General features: G+C 69.3%; 12 protein-coding genes. 9 read left to right on the plus strand and 3 right to left on the minus strand.

The window, feature by feature from the left end:
* Positions 1–717: 717 nt before the first annotated feature.
* On the minus strand, positions 718–1,020 hold the full coding sequence (locus tag FVE89_RS13020) for a recombinase family protein (protein WP_160534416.1): 303 nt from the start codon (positions 1,018–1,020) through the stop codon (positions 718–720).
* 354 nt (positions 1,021–1,374) lie between these two features.
* On the opposite strand from FVE89_RS13020, the gene FVE89_RS13025 reads away from it, so the two are divergent.
* Both FVE89_RS13025 and FVE89_RS13030 read left to right on the plus strand, forming a co-directional pair.
* Positions 1,375–3,270 carry a heavy metal translocating P-type ATPase gene (locus FVE89_RS13025; RefSeq protein ID WP_246730706.1) on the plus strand — a complete coding sequence of 632 codons (1,896 nt, stop codon included), beginning with the start codon at positions 1,375–1,377 and terminating at the stop codon, positions 3,268–3,270.
* 100 nt (positions 3,271–3,370) lie between these two features.
* Positions 3,371–4,183 (plus strand): universal stress protein, encoded by an 813-nt coding sequence (locus FVE89_RS13030; RefSeq protein WP_160534417.1) that lies wholly within the window; start codon positions 3,371–3,373, stop codon positions 4,181–4,183.
* Here the strand turns inward: FVE89_RS13030 and FVE89_RS31120 are convergent.
* Complete coding sequence (locus tag FVE89_RS31120) at positions 4,090–4,566, minus strand: cation-transporting P-type ATPase (RefSeq protein WP_348644685.1); 477 nt, start codon at positions 4,564–4,566, stop codon at positions 4,090–4,092. The genes FVE89_RS13030 and FVE89_RS31120 overlap by 94 nt on opposite strands.
* A gap of 610 nt (positions 4,567–5,176) precedes the next feature.
* Here FVE89_RS31120 and FVE89_RS13040 point away from each other — a divergent pair.
* The 7 genes from FVE89_RS13040 (at position 5,177) to FVE89_RS13070 (ending at position 11,841) form a co-directional block, all read left to right on the plus strand.
* Positions 5,177–6,856 (plus strand): AAA family ATPase, encoded by a 1,680-nt coding sequence (locus FVE89_RS13040; protein WP_348644686.1) that lies wholly within the window; start codon positions 5,177–5,179, stop codon positions 6,854–6,856.
* Between the two features lie 72 nt (positions 6,857–6,928).
* The gene (gene mgtA / locus FVE89_RS13045) at positions 6,929–9,529 is read left to right on the plus strand and encodes a magnesium-translocating P-type ATPase (protein ID WP_160534356.1); all 2,601 of its coding nucleotides are present in this window, start codon (positions 6,929–6,931) and stop codon (positions 9,527–9,529) included.
* A 90-nt stretch (positions 9,530–9,619) separates the two neighbouring features.
* Entirely contained in the window at positions 9,620–9,967 is a 348-nt protein-coding gene (locus FVE89_RS13050) for a DUF1476 domain-containing protein (RefSeq protein ID WP_160534357.1), read from the plus strand.
* A gap of 64 nt (positions 9,968–10,031) precedes the next feature.
* The gene (locus FVE89_RS13055) at positions 10,032–10,682 is read left to right on the plus strand and encodes a BON domain-containing protein (protein WP_160534358.1); all 651 of its coding nucleotides are present in this window, start codon (positions 10,032–10,034) and stop codon (positions 10,680–10,682) included.
* An 11-nt stretch (positions 10,683–10,693) separates the two neighbouring features.
* Positions 10,694–11,008 (plus strand): hypothetical protein, encoded by a 315-nt coding sequence (locus FVE89_RS13060; RefSeq protein WP_160534359.1) that lies wholly within the window; start codon positions 10,694–10,696, stop codon positions 11,006–11,008.
* A gap of 114 nt (positions 11,009–11,122) precedes the next feature.
* Entirely contained in the window at positions 11,123–11,599 is a 477-nt protein-coding gene (locus FVE89_RS13065) for a hypothetical protein (protein ID WP_202130749.1), read from the plus strand.
* Complete coding sequence (locus FVE89_RS13070; RefSeq protein ID WP_160534360.1) at positions 11,596–11,841, plus strand: hypothetical protein; 246 nt, start codon at positions 11,596–11,598, stop codon at positions 11,839–11,841. Before FVE89_RS13065 ends, FVE89_RS13070 begins: the two co-directional genes overlap by 4 nt.
* A 51-nt stretch (positions 11,842–11,892) precedes the next feature.
* Here the strand turns inward: FVE89_RS13070 and FVE89_RS13075 are convergent, their stop codons facing one another.
* The gene (locus FVE89_RS13075) at positions 11,893–14,451 is read right to left on the minus strand and encodes a phosphoketolase family protein (protein ID WP_160534361.1); all 2,559 of its coding nucleotides are present in this window, start codon (positions 14,449–14,451) and stop codon (positions 11,893–11,895) included.
* Between the last annotated feature and the right edge of the window lie 99 nt (positions 14,452–14,550).

Below are 14,550 nucleotides of genomic sequence, written 5' to 3' on the forward strand. Positions count from 1 at the left end.
ATGCCGGTTCGGCGCTGGAAAGCGCGGCCCGGACCACGAACGAGGGTGTTTGTGTCATGACGCGAGGCGTTGCCGGACTGCCATTCCGGCCGGGCGGTGAACCGGTCACGCCTCGCCTCGATCAGTGTCCGATCGACCGTGAAGCGCTGGCGGGTCACAGCCGCGAGCCGACCCGGCACGAGCCCGGGGCCATCGCGGTAGAAGACGATTGAGGCGCCTGTCTTGACGCAGGCCTGCGCGCGGATGTCGACAGACCGGATCATGACGTTACGCGCCGTGCAGGCGAATTCGAGCCCACTGGCGAGGGGGCCTCTGCCGCTCACGCCCACCGATGCCGTCATCCGTATCGACTGATCTCCGTGAGCGCGTTGTCGCAGCCCTCGTCGAGGGAGCATCCTGTCATGCCTCGGTGGCTCGGCTCCGGCTGCAGGGGCAGATCGCTCCGCGTGCCAGGGCGTCACCCGTACAAATGGCTTGTCTAAGCGGCCGACCAAGAACGCAAAGACGTGAAGGCGGCCCGCCAAGGCTAGCGCGCATTCTGGTGGGCGTCCATCCGAGGTTTCCGGTCCGGGGTTGCAGGCTTCGCAATCACAGCCTCGCTCGACACCCTCGGATGGACCACCTCCATAGCAATGACACCGAGTCTAGAGCGTATTATTGACTGCTAGCCCTAGATTTTTGGGCAGGGACCTATGAGGATGCTCGAACATCATGGTTTCAAAAGGTCGAGACCTTTTGCGGGTGCAGGGCGGAGCCCTGCGAACAGCCAGGGCTTCGCCCTGGCGACCCACCAAAGGGCTTTAGCCCTTTGGAAACTTTCGATCGAAGCCCAAACGACCGGTAGTGAGAAGCCGTTACAGGATAAAACTCAATAACACGCTCTAGCCCGGGCCGGGACCGGTTCGTACCGATCAGGCCGTAGTCCGTGTGGATCCGTTCCGGCGCGACCCCAAGCACTTTCAGCTCGGCGCGCTGGACCGCGAGGTTCTGCTTGTCGGTCGAGCAGCGGGCGTAGCCGATCCGGACTCGTAGTCACGGACCCGAGTGTGCGAGTGAGGCTCCATACTGGAAGGAGTAGCGTACAGCTCTCATGAGACCGGCGACCTCCCTGGGCGGCCAGGAACCGCGGCAGCCCCATAAGAATGTCAGTAGCGCGATCCCGGGGCGGGTGTGCTGAGCGGTTTTGGCCGTTCGCAGCCCGTCTGCTGCCGCGCTCGGGACGCATGTCAGCGGACGATGGTGCGGCTTTGATCATGATCTCACGGAAGCGTTGATCTAACGCATGGCCCTTTAAACAGCCCAGACGCAGTCAGGAGGTACGCTCGATCAAGAGTGACCCAAACGATGATGACAGCGGTCACACCCTCACGCGAGATGGGATGCTCCCACGTTGCCGTTTGGATGCTGTGGCTTCGGGGATGGTTGGCTCTTTTGCCAATGGCCTGCTTGTGCGCGGGACTCTTGGGACGGGGGTTGGGTCATCCTGAGATCGCCACGTGGGCGTGGACGATTGCCACCCTAACCGTCACCGGACTTCTACTGGCTCAAATCGCGACGCGCTTGAAAAAAGGAGACGTCGGCCTCGATCTCGTGGCCCTGCTCTCGATGGGCGGCGCGCTCGTCCTGTCACAGCCGCTGGCTGGCGCCGTCATCGCCCTGATGTACGCGGGCGGCCAGTCTCTAGAAGCTTACGCGTCCGGCCGCGCCGGCAGGGCCATGACGGCGCTGATCGCGCGCCAGCCGCGCACCGCCCTCCGCGAGGACGGCAACGCGTTGATCGATGTGCCCGTCGCGGCGCTAGTCCCAGGAGACCGCATCCTGGTGCGCGTCGGAGACGTCCTGCCGGTGGACGGTCGTGTCACCGCGGGCCGAGCCGTGCTCGACCGGTCGAGCCTGACCGGCGAGGCGCTGCCCGTCACCGCCCTCGCGAACGAGCCCGTGCTGAGCGGGACCGTGAACGTGGGCACGCCGTTCACGCTGCTTACGGAGCGGCCCGCGGCCGAGAGCACGTATGCCGGGATCGTCCGGCTCGTGGAGGCGGCGCAAGCCCGGAAGGCGCCGATGGCACGCCTAGCAGACCAGTACGGGCTCGCCTTCCTCGTCCTGACGCTGCTGCTGGCTGGAAGCGCCTGGCTCGCCACCGGCGACCCCATTCGGGCGCTGGCCGTGCTGGTCGTCGCCACGCCGTGCCCGCTCATCCTGGCGGTCCCCGTCGCCCTCGTCTCCGGCCTCTCGCGCGCGGCCGGCATCGGCGTGCTCATCAAGGGCGGCGGGGCTTTGGAGACGCTGGCCAAGGTTCGCGTCCTGGTGATCGATAAGACGGGCACCCTGACCCACGGCGCGGCGCAGCTGACCTCCGCACGTATGCTCGGCGCCCTCGATGAAAGCGAGGTCCTGGGATTCGCGGCATCCCTCGAACAAGCCTCTGGCCACCCGCTGGCTCGGACTCTGATCGAGGAGGCGGCGAGGCGAGGCCTGGAGCTCTCGCAACCCGAGGAGGTCGAGGAGATGCCCGGGGAAGGCCTGACAGGACTGGTGGAGGGGCGGCCCGTCGCCGTCGGGGGTCCGCATATCATGCGGATGCATGGGATCCACTTCCCGCCACCGGGCACGGCAGGGACCAGCGCGGCGGTCGCGTCGACGGTGCTGATCGCCGTCGATGGCGTCCCGGCCGCCGCATTGGAGTTCGCCGATCCGCTGCGGGCGGACGGCGGCACTACGCTCTTGGAACTGCGCGCGTGCGGCCTTGAGCGCGTGGTGCTCGCGACCGGAGACCGACGCCCCATCGCGGAGGCGCTGGTTGCCGGGCTGCCGGTAGACGCCATCGTCGCCGACCTGGACCCGACGTCCAAGACGGACACCGTGGCCGCCGAGCGGCGGAGCGGCCCCGTGATGATGGTCGGCGACGGGGTCAACGATGCGCCGGCGCTGGCGGCAGCCGACCTCGGCGTGGCACTCGGTGCCCGAGGTGCCGCGGCGGCGGCCGAGGCGGCGGACGTCGTCCTGCTGGTCGACAGCTTGGCGCCGCTACCCCGCGCCATCCGCATCGCCAAGCGTGCCCGCGCCATCGCGCTCCAGAGCGTCTGGGTCGGCCTCGGGCTCTCGCTCACCGGCATGCTCGCGGCGGCGCTGGGCTATCTCTCACCCCTCCAAGGGGCCTTGCTGCAGGAAGCCATCGACGTCGCCGTGATCCTCAACGCCATGCGCGCGCTCGGCGGTCCACAGGGTGGACGCGAGCCCGAGGCACGCGGCGTTCCGCGACCTTCGTGAGGGGGCGGGTGCGCCCTTCGGGCTTGCGATGGATCAAGGTGTGCCGCACCAGGCAAGGTCAGGCTCCCCTCGTCGGCTTCGACGCAACTGGGAGGCTGCCATGGACTACGCGAACATCCTTGTTCCCGCCGACCTTGGCGAGGCAGCCCCGGACCGGATACGGCTCGCCGCCGACCTCGCCCGACGCTTCGACGCGACTTTGACGGGTGCGGCCGCCGACGTGGTCCCGGCGCCCATCCTGGTTCGGGACATCTACGATGCCATCGACCAAGAGCGACGCAACAAGGCGCAGATACAAGCAATCCTGGACCAGGCACGCGCGTCGTTCGAGCGCTCCGCCGGGGATGGCATCCGCACCGACTGGCGCCCCAGCTTTATCGATGCCACGGCGCACCTCATCGAGCAGGCGCGGGCTGCGGACCTCGTCGTCGTCAGCCGGCGCGGTCCGGGCGACGAGGATCCAGGGCCGCTCGGCGTGCTGCCCGGGTCCGTCCTGATGGAGGCCGGCAGGCCCGTCCTCGTCGTTCCGCCGCGGACCGCGCACCTGAAGGCGTCCCGGATCGTCGTTGCTTGGAAGGACGGTCCCGAAGCGCGACGGGCGGTGTCGGCCGCGCTGCCCCTCATGCGCGATGCAGACCAGGTCTTCGTCGCCTCCGTCGGGGCGGATCCGGGACATGAGGGCGCGGACGACCTGGCCAACCACCTCGCCCGGCACGGCGCCCACGTCACCGCCCACCTTCTGCACACGGCGGATGATGACGGCTCGGAGATCCTGCGCTTCGCCCTGTTGCAGGACGCCGACCTGATCGTCCTGGGCGCCTACGGCCACTCCCGGTTGCGGGAGTGGATGTTCGGCGGTGTGACACGCGATGTCCTCGACCGTTCGCCCCTCTGCTGCCTGATGTGCCACTGATGTTCGGAGGAGACGCCCTCCTCGGTGCTGCCGTAGCGTTGCTGCCGCTCTCCCTGGCCACCGCGGCGCAGGACATCACGGCGGCGCGCGGCCGAGGGCTCGCGGGCGTGGTCTGTGCGCGGTGTCACGCGGTGCGCGCGACGGGCGAGAGCCCGATGCGCGAGGCACCGCCGTTCCGTCTCAGGCGAGTTGCCGAAGTCGAGCGACAGGGCGCCGGCCGGCCCGAGAAAGCAGACGACGGGGCTCGCCAGCTGGTGCAGGAGCAGGGTGAGCGCGCCGGTCCGCTCCTCCGTGGCGACCGTGTTCGGACCGACGCGTGCAAGCCTTCGCCCAGCCTCCGCATCCGTCAGGCCCGCGAGCAAGGTGGTTCCGAAGCGCCTCAAAGCGTCCTTCGCCTATAGGGCCTGGATGGGCTCCGTCTCCGGACACGGCGGGGCCGGACGCCACCTGCTGGTCGGACGATGCAGGTTCTATGGCCGATCCCGGATCAAGCATGGCGCAGCCAGCCGAGGCGCGCCGCGTTCGGGCAGTCATCCGGGTATGTGTCGTCAGCCGTCCCAGCCCACAGCTCGCGCGTGCATCGGTTGCGCTCAGCGCCGCTCAGGCAGGCCGCCTCAATCGCCCGAGGGACCTCGGGCTCGCGCCGCCGGATGGCCTCGGTCAACGTTCAGGCCTCGCATCAGCCTCGCGACGCTGCACACCTCCTCAATGGCCTCGGGGGCAGAGTCGTGGGGGCCGAGACGTCCGCCTTCATCATCCTTCCCATCATTGCCGCGTCGATGTGCCGGGTTTTCTGCGCCGCCCGCAGCGGACAGCACCACGCGTCCAGCGAGGCCGCGGCGCCGAATGGGCCGAACGCCTTGGGAAGGTCGGCTGGTGCAGCCATGGCGGTCTCCGCGCAAACTCTGCGTGTCCCACCCACGAAGCAGCTCCCTTGATCCATCGCAAAGCCCGTGAAGCGGCTTCGGCGCACGTATCGGGCGGCGCCGGTCTGTGGGATCGGGCGGCACGCCGGCCGCCGACGAGGTCAGGGTGCTCAGCCCTGCCGACTTCGGCCTACGCCGCTTCGAAGGTCGAGCCGCCCGAGGATCAACCCGCATGTCACCTGTGGACCAGGTTGACGTCGTCGAGTTCCTGACGCTCGCCCTGTCGCGCACGGGAACGGTGAACACGGCGACCACCCACATTTCCAGGCTGTTCCTGGGAGGCAGCCGCGTCTTCAAGCTCAAGCGCGCCGTGCGCTTCCCCTATCTCGACTTCTCAACGCCCGAGCGCCGGCTCGCCGCCTGTGAGGCCGAGGTCGCGCTCAACCGCCGCACGGCACCTGCGCTCTATCTCGGCGCCCGGCGGATCACTCGTGACGTGAGGGGAGACTTGGCCTTCGACGGGCCCGGAGACCTCGTCGACGCCGTGGTGGTGATGCGCCGGTTCCCGGAGGCGGACCTGTTCGACGCGATGGCGCGCGACGGCCGCCTCAAGCCGAGCCACATCGCGGATCTCGCGCAGGTCATCGCGACCTTCCATGCCGGCGCGGAGATCCACCGCAACGGAGGCGGGGCCGCCGCGATCGGGACGCTCATCGACATGAACGGGGCCGCGCTCCAGGCGGCGGGGCTCGTCAGCGCCGAGGCGGCGGAGGCTCTTACCACGCGGTTCCGGGTTGCCCTGGCGCGGCATGCCGTCTTGCTCGACTCCCGCCGCGCCGCAGGCAAGGTCCGCCGCTGCCACGGCGACCTGACCTTGCGCAATATCTGCCTGTTCGAAGGCAGGCCGACGCCGTTCGACTGCATCGAGTTCAGCGAGACCATCGCGACGACCGATATCCTCTACGACCTCGCCTTCGTCCTCATGGACCTGTGGCACCGAGAGCGCTGCGACCTCGCTAACCTCCTGCTCAACCGCTACCTGGATGCAACGGAGGAGACCGACGGGATCGGCTTGCTGCCATTCCTGATGGCACTGCGCGCGGTGATCCGCGCCCACGTCACGGCGGCGCAAGCGACCGACGCGACTGGCGATGTCGCCGCCGCGAAGACCACCGAGGCGCGAGCCTATCTGGCGCTCGGGGACAGTTTGCTTGCCGACAAGCCAGTTGTCCTCCTGGCGATCGGCGGCTTCAGCGGTTCCGGCAAGTCGAGCGTCGCGGCCGCAGTTGCCCCGTGGATAGGCTCGGCGCCGGGTGCCCGCATCCTGTCGAGTGACCGCATCCGCAAGCGCCTGCATGGCGTCGACGCCCTGACGCGGCTGCCGGCATCGGCCTACGCTCCCGCCGTGTCGCATCGCGTCTACGCGGCCCTACGGATTGAAGCCGCCCGGGTCCTGGCCGCAGGCCACTGCGCCGTCGCCGATGCGGTCTTCGATCGACCTTCGGAACGGAAGGAGATTGAGGCGGTCGCGCGGGACGAGGGCGCCGATTTCCGCGGCGTATGGCTGGAGGCACCGGCAGCGATGCTCGCGAGACGCATCGAGGGGCGCGTCGATGACCCATCGGACGCGACGCCCGCCGTCCTCGCCGCTCAGGTCGCCCGAGGTGGCGGCGCGATCGCGTGGCATTGTCTCCCGGCCGACCGGTCCCTCGACGTCCTGCGCGCGAACGTCCTGTCCCTCACCGGGCAAGCCTTTGGGGGTTCCGACCATGATGATTTGGAGGGGCCATGCGCCGCGACGGTTTGATCCACCGCAACGCCCCTGCCTTCGACCGGTGATGTTGTGCATCGACAAGCTGGCGAACGACAGGCCTAGCCCATGGAGATGACGGCGGCTCCGGCGCTCGCCCACGACACCGCCCCGCCGCCGGACCTGCCGGCGTCCGGGCCGACCGGGGCATTCTGGACGCGCGGACTTGAGACCCTTTGCGCGGAACTCAAATGCGGTTCCGACGGTCTGGGGTCCGCTGAGGCGGTGCGCCGGCTCGAACGCTACGGGCCGAACAGCGATGCCGGTGCGCAGGGCGGTGGCGCCCTGCGGGCGGTGCTGCGCCGCCTGATCGAACCGCTCGCCCTGATCCTGCTCGCGGCCGGGCTCGTCTCAGTGGCGACCGGCGACGTCGGCGGCGGCGCGATCATCGTCGCCATCCTCGGCCTGTCGGTCGGCCTCGACACCGTGCAGGAGGGTCACGCGACGAGAGCCGCCCAGGCTTTGCGCCACGCGGTCGCGCTGAAGGCCGAGGTCCGGCGCGACAACGGCTTCGTCACCGTCCCCGTGGAGCAGGTCGTCCCCGGCGACATCCTGCGCGTGCGAGCCGGCGACATCATACCGGCCGACGCCCTCGTCATCGAGAGCGCCGCCTTCACCGCTGCCGAGGCCGCACTCACCGGCGAACCTTATCCGGTCGAGAAGCGGCCGGGTCTCGTGAGCTCCGCCGAGCCGGCCGAGGCCTTCAACGCCCTGTTCCGCGGCGCCGTCGCGCGGACGGGCGAGGCGACCGCCCTGGTCGTCGCCACGGGTCCGACCACGATGTTCGGCGCGGTGGCCTCGTCTCTGGCCGAGGCTCAGGCACCCTCACCCTTCCAGCGCGACCTGCACGCGTTCGGTTTGGTCGTCGCGCGACTCACCCTCGGCCTGGTGGTCGCCGTCCTGGCGGTCCGCGTCGTCCTCGGCCGGCCGGTGCTCGACTCGCTCTTGTTCTCCGTCGCGCTCGCCGTCGGGCTGACGCCGGAACTGCTACCTATGGTCACCACGGTGACGCTCTCGCGCGGGGCCCTGCGCATGGCGGCGCGAAAGGTCATCGTGAAGCGGCTCGCCGCCATCCACGACCTCGGCGCGATGACCGTGCTTTGCACCGACAAGACCGGCACGCTGACCTCGGCCGAGATCGCGTTGGCACGCAGCCTCGACCCGACGGGCCGCGACGACGCGCGGCCGGCGAGCCTCGCGGCGGTCGCAGCGGACCTCGGCGGCGACCGCGGCTCGCTCGACGCCGCCCTGGCACACGCCCATCCCGACGCCGGGCGGGGCTGGGAACGCGCCGGCCAACGGGCGTTCGACTACGGCCGCCGCACCGGTTCGGTCCTCGCGCGGGGACCGGAGGGTCCGTTGCTGATCCTGAAGGGCGCCCCGGACGCGGTCCTGGCGCTCTGCACCGCGCGGCGCGCCGGTGGGCGGAGCGAACCGCTGGGACCGGAGGGTCGCGACGAGGCCCTCGGGCAGGTCCGGATCCTGGCCGAGGAGGGCCTCCGCAGCATCGCAATCGCCTCGCGAGCTTGGACCGGTCCCCTGCGCCCGCTCGGGGCCCTGGACGATTGTGACCTTGTCTTCGAGGGCTTCTGCGCCTTCGCTGATCCGCCCAAGCCGACGGCGGCTGCCGCCATCGCGCGGCTCGCGAGAGCCGGCGTGCGCTTGAAAATTCTGTCCGGCGACGACCCGGTGGTGGTGCGCCGGCTCGCGGGGCTCGTCGGGCTTCGCGCCGGCACGGTCCTGTCCGGCTCCGAGGTCGCGGGCCTGAGCGACGCAGCCCTCGCCGTCCGGGTCCGGAAGGTGGACGCGTTCGGCCGGCTGACACCCGACCAGAAGGCGCGCGTCGTCAGGGCACTCCAATCCAAGAGCGCGGTCGTAGGTTTTCTGGGCGACGGCATCAACGACGCGCCGGGCCTCGCCCAGGCCGACATCGGCCTCTCGGTCGAGGGAGCGACAGGAGTGGCTCAGGCGGCCGCCGATATGATCCTGCTCGCATCGGACTTGGAGGTCGTCGCCGACGGCGTCGACGAGGGGCGGCGGACGTTCGCCAACATCCTCAAGTATGTCCGGATGGGCGCGAGCTCGAACTTCGGCAACATGCTCTCGATGGCCGTCGCCTCGGTGGCGCTGCCGTTCCTGCCGATGCTGCCGACGCAGATCCTTCTTAACAACCTGCTCTACGACCTCTCGGAGGTCGGCATCCCCTTCGACCGGGTCGATCCGACCGCGACCGCCCGGCCACAGGTCTGGAACATGGCGGCGCTCCTCCGGTTCGCAGGCGTCATGGGTCCGCTCTCCTCTCTGTTTGATCTCCTGACTTTCGGCGTTCTGCTCCTTCTCTGCGGCGCCTCGGCAGAGGAATTCCGCACGGCCTGGTTCCTCGAATCCATGGCGACCCAGATCCTGGTGATCTTCGTCATTCGGACCAGCGGGCGCCCCTGGCAGGACCGCCCGAGCGCGACACTGACCGTCTCCTCGCTCGCCGCGCTCGCGGCAGCGCTGACCCTTCCATTCTCGCCGGCAGGAGCTTGGTTCGGCTTCCAGGCGCCTTCGCCGTCAGCCCTGCTCGGCATCGGGCTGATCACCGTCGCCTACCTCGTGGCGGTCGAGATGGTGAAGCCCTGGGTCATGTGCCAGCAGCATCGCTCCCCACGACCTCTGAGAGCTTGATCTGCCTCAAGGCCGGCCGCCACGGCCGGACCAAGGATGGCTGATCCGCGGCCGGCACGGTCCGGCCCCACTCCAGCGATGGAGGAGATCATGACCACGACCTTCGACGAGCGCGAGCGGGCCGCTGAGCGCCGCTTCGTCCAGGAGGAGGAGGCGCGTTTCCATGCCCGCAACCGGCGCAACCGTCTCCTGGCGACCTGGGCCTGTGAGCGGATGCGCCTGAGCGGCACCGCAGCTGAGGGGTACGTCACGTCCTTTACCGAGTGCGCCGTCGTGACCGACGACGAGACGCTGATCGCAAGACTGCAATCGGACCTGAAGGCGGCCGGCATCGAGGCGACGGTCGCTCGCCTGCGCACGGAGATGACCCGGTGCGCCGCGCTGGCGCAGGCCGACCGGCGCGTCGGGGTTGCGCTGGATCAAGGCTCCTCCGGCTAGGCCGCGCAGGATCACCCGGCAGCTACTCCGCACAGAGCGGACACATGCCATGACGGAGGACGCCATGACCGACAAGGATCTGCGCCGCGACGTTCTCGACGAGCTCGACTTCGACCCCAGCCTCGATGCCGGCGCCATCGGCGTCGCCGTCGCGGAAGGCGTCGTGACCCTGACCGGCCACGTCGGCAGCTACGCCGAGAAGGTGGAGGCCGAGCGCGCCGTGCCCCGCGTCCGAGGCGTGCGCGCCATCGCGCAGGAGATCGAGGTCCGCTACGCCGACGAGAAGAAGGTCGCCGACGACCAGATCGCCGCCCGCGCCCTGGCCATCATCGACTGGTCCGTGCACCTCCCGAAGCAGGCCATCCGAGTGAAGGTCGCCGGCGGCTGGGTCACGCTGACCGGCACGGTTGACTGGCAGTACCAGATGGCGGGCGCCGAGGCGGCCGTCCGGAAGCTGTCGGGCGTCCACGGCGTGACAAACCGCATCGAGGTCAGGCCGCGGGTTCCGCCAGCGGCGGTCAAGGACAAGATCCTGGAGGCGTTCCGGCGCAGCGTCATGTCCGAGGCCGACGGGATCAAGGTCACCGTCGCCGGCGACAAGGTCACGCTGGAGGGGGCGGTCTCGGCCTGGGCGGAGCGCGACGCCGCCGAGCGCGCGGCTTGGTCGGTGCCGGGCGTCCGCGCCGTCGAGGACCGCATCGTCGCCCTGAGTTGAGGAGAGCCGCCATGTTCCACGGCACATGCTTGCACGCTGGCACCCGGATGGAGACCAAGGTCGCGTGGATATCCCTCCCGCTGGCCGCCGCCGGGATCTTCCTTGGCTTTTGTGTCCCGCTGCCGGTGTTCGGACACGACGCCGACGGCTCGGGATCGAAGCGGGTTGCATCGAGCCGAACCGATTACGTGACCAAGAGCGGCGAGACGGTGCCGAGGCCAGACAAGCTCGACCTCAAGCCGGGCAGCGACATCCAGCGGCGGACGCGCGAACAGGAGCGCGACGATGCGGTCACGCGGGGCATCTGTGTCGGTTGCCTACGCTGACTCTGGACCCTTGGTCCGCGACCCGGCGGCAACGCCACATCAAGGTTCCATCTGATCGGTGTTCTGCGTCCGATGTCTCGGGACGCACATCGTCCCGAAACGAGGAGGCTCATTATGGCTCAAGCAACGCATGGCGCCGACGCCATTGCTCCGGCGGTGGGACCGCGTCCAGGCAAACCGAGCGGACCCGCCACGCTGCAGCGCGTGACCCTGACGCTGGCACGCTGCCCGGAGCATCCGGACGGTAGTGCCGGACGGGGCTACGAGATCGTGGCACCGCTCGGACCGGACGGCCGCCTCGACGCTGCGCTGTGGCGCGAAATCCGGGACCATTGCCGCGTTCGCCGCTTCTGGATCGGCGAGCGCGACCGGCATGGCCGGCTCGTGCACCGCGCCGGCGGCGAGGGCGGCGCGACCTGGCTGATCGACTATGACGACCGCACCGACGAGGACGACGAGACCGGCTACCATCTCGGCATGCACGCCTTCGTCGAGGGCGAGTACGTCTCAATCCGCGATGCCGGCGACGAGACCGAGCGCACCTTCCGGGTCGCTCACGTCAGCCACGTCGAGGCAAAGATCATGTCATGACGCGCGGCTCGTCGGCCCTGCCAGTACATCCTCAGTCCTCGACGTTCGAGCTCGCCGGGAATACCCTGATGACGTTGTGGCGCACGTTCTGGATCGACCTCCCGCTGGTCTGGGCATGCGAAGTCGACCGGCTCCTGTACCGATGGATACAGCCTGCCGATATTGGGGACCGCCTCCCCGGTTATGATGTCGGGAGCGCAGATCACATCGGTGAGGTCGAGGACGACGGCCAGCGTCAGTGATCGCCGAATCAAGGTCCGAACTCGGGCAGGCGATGCCATCGGCACTGTTCGTCATGCCGGCCCGCGGCGGTGGCCATAACCGTCCACCATCCGCGCCTGCCCGGGCTTGGCCGTGTCGGTCGGACCGCACTGCATGATGTCGCCGTCGATGCGCCGATCATGGTCCTCTGGCGCGTGCCGTTCCGGCCAAGTCCAATCCCGCACCTCCGGCAGGTCGTCGCCGGTGCGGCGGACATGCTCGCGATGGGCCGCCAGAACGTCCCGCAACGCTTGCTCGGCGTGCTCGGCCTGCGCCCCCAGCCCCGGCACGGCCCGGAGTGCGGCCTGCGCGAGATGGAACCGGTCGAGGCGATTGAGCACGCACATGTCGAACGGCGTCGTGGTCGTGCCCTCCTCGATGAAGCCGTGCACGTGGAAGTTGGCGTGGTTCGTCCTTTTGTAGGTCAACCGATGGATGAGCCAGGGATAGCCGTGATAGGCGAACACCGCCGGCCGGTCGCGGGTGAACAGGCTGTCGAAGGTCGCATCGTCGAGGCCGTGCGGGTGCGTCTCGGGCGCGGGCAGCGTCATCAGGTCGACCACGTTCACCACGCGGATCCTGAGCTCCGGGACATGCCGGCGCAGCCAATCCACCGCGGCGAGCGTCTCCTGCGTCGGCACGTCGCCGGCGCAGGCCATCACCACGTCGGGCTCCGCCTCCCCCTCGTTCGAGGCCCAATCCCAGATGTCGATGCCGGCCGCGCAGTGCGGGACAGCCTCGTCCAGGGTCAGCCACTGCAGCGCAGGCTGCTTGCCGGCCACGACAACGTTGATGCGGTCGTAGGTTCGGAGGCAGTGATCCGTGACGCAGAGCAGGCAGTTCGCGTCCGGCGGCAGGTAGATGCGGGCCGTGTCGCCGCGCTTGTTGGCCACGAAGTCGATGAAGCCCGGGTCCTGGTGGCTGAAACCGTTGTGGTCCTGCCGCCAGACGTGGGACGACAGGAGGATGTTGAGGGACGGCACCGGCCGCCGCCAGGGCAGGTCGCGTGAGGACTTCAGCCACTTGGCGTGCTGGTTCACCATCGAGTCCACCACGTGCGCGAAGGCCTCGTAGGTCGCGAACAGGCCGTGCCGCCCGGTGAGCACGTAGCCTTCGAGCCAGCCCTCGCAGAGGTGCTCGCTCAGTACCTCCATAACCCGGCCGTCGCGCAGGAGGTGGTCGTCGCCCGGCAGAACCGTCTCCTGCCAAGCCCGGCCCGTCACCTCGAACACCGCGTCGAGGCGGTTCGAGGCGGTCTCGTCGGGGCCCATGATGCGGAAATTGCGTGCGTCCCTGTTCAGAGACAGTACCTCCCGAAGGTAGCCGCCGAGCGTGCGGGTGGCCTCGGCTCGGGAGCGGCCGGATCCCGGCACGGGGACGGCGAAATCCTTTAGGTCCGGCAGCCGCAAGGGCACGCTCTTATGCGCGTTGGCGTGCGGGTTGGCCGAGATGCGCCGCGGCCCCATTGGCGCCAGAGCGGCGAGTTCTGGTCCGAGCGAGCCGTCCTCGGCGAACAGCTCCTCCGGTCGGTAGGAGCGCATCCAGGCTTCCAGGATCGCGCGGTGCTCCGGGTCTTCCCGCGTTGCCGCGACGGGAACCTGATGCGAGCGCCAGGTGCCCTCGACCGGCTTGCCGTCAACGGTCTTCGGTCCCGTCCAGCCCTTGGGGCTGCGCAGCACGATCATTGGCCAGCACGGTCGCCGGACCTCGCCGTAGCGCGCGGCGTGCCGGATTGCCGTGATCCCATCGAGGACTGCGTCAAGCGCGGTCGCCATGGCCTGGTGCATGGCGGCCGGTTCGTCGCCCTCGACGAAGGACGGCTCGTAGCCATAGCCGACGAGGAGGCTGCGGAGCTCGTCCGCAGGCATCCGGGCGAGGAGTGTCGGGTTGGCGATCTTATAGCCGTTGAGGTGCAGGATCGGCAGGACGGCGCCGTCGGTCGTCGGGTTCAGGAACTTGTTGGAATGCCAGGCGGCGGCAAGCGGCCCCGTCTCCGCCTCGCCGTCGCCGACCACGCAGGCGACGGTCAGGCCGGGGTTGTCCAAGGCCGCGCCGAACGCATGGGCCAGGGAGTAGCCGAGCTCGCCGCCCTCGTGGATGGAGCCGGGCAGCTCCGGCGAGGCGTGGCTCGGGATGCCCCCGGGAAACGAGAACTGCCGGAATAACCGCGCCATCCCGTCGAGGTCTTGCGCTACGTCCGGATAGATCTCGCTGTAGGTGCCCTCCAAGTACGCGTTGGCCACAAGCCCCGGCGCACCGTGACCGGGCCCCCAGACCGCGATCATGTCGAGGTCGCGCTGGCGTATGACCCGGTTCAGGTGCGCGTAGATGAAGTTGAGGCCGGGCGTCGTGCCCCAGTGGCCGAGGAGCCGCGGCTTGACGTGCTCGGGCTTGAGCGGCTCGCGCAGGAGCGGGTTGGCCATGAGGTAGATCTGCCCGACCGACAGGTAATTGGCGGCCCGCCAGTAGGCGTGGATCTGCCTCAGGCTATCCGGCCCGAGCGGACCCGGTACGAAGGGCAGGTCGCACCCGCCGTGACCCTCGCGACATTCGCCGCCATGGCGACTTCTCGGCTCGTGCGTCGCGTCCATGTCGGTTCCTCGCAGGAAGCAAATCCCGAGAGCGACCGTGCCAGCGGCCAGGCCCGGTGGCGTTGAGGTGGATCAAGGCGCGCTCGGCGCGGGGCGGCA

The sequence above is a fragment of the Methylobacterium sp. 2A genome (assembly GCF_009806555.1).
Classification (GTDB): Bacteria; Pseudomonadota; Alphaproteobacteria; order Rhizobiales; family Beijerinckiaceae; genus Methylobacterium.

Coding starts and splice junctions, on each gene's coding strand:
- FVE89_RS13025 (WP_246730706.1), top strand. CDS start 1,375: ATGGGATGCTCCCACGTTGCCGTTTGGATGCTGTGGCTTCGGGGATGG.
- FVE89_RS13030 (WP_160534417.1), top strand. CDS start 3,371: ATGGACTACGCGAACATCCTTGTTCCCGCCGACCTTGGCGAGGCAGCC.
- mgtA (WP_160534356.1), top strand. CDS start 6,929: ATGGAGATGACGGCGGCTCCGGCGCTCGCCCACGACACCGCCCCGCCG.
- FVE89_RS13050 (WP_160534357.1), top strand. CDS start 9,620: ATGACCACGACCTTCGACGAGCGCGAGCGGGCCGCTGAGCGCCGCTTC.
- FVE89_RS13055 (WP_160534358.1), top strand. CDS start 10,032: ATGACCGACAAGGATCTGCGCCGCGACGTTCTCGACGAGCTCGACTTC.
- FVE89_RS13060 (WP_160534359.1), top strand. CDS start 10,694: ATGTTCCACGGCACATGCTTGCACGCTGGCACCCGGATGGAGACCAAG.
- FVE89_RS13065 (WP_202130749.1), top strand. CDS start 11,123: ATGGCTCAAGCAACGCATGGCGCCGACGCCATTGCTCCGGCGGTGGGA.
- FVE89_RS13070 (WP_160534360.1), top strand. CDS start 11,596: ATGACGCGCGGCTCGTCGGCCCTGCCAGTACATCCTCAGTCCTCGACG.
- FVE89_RS13075 (WP_160534361.1), bottom strand. CDS start 14,451: ATGGACGCGACGCACGAGCCGAGAAGTCGCCATGGCGGCGAATGTCGC.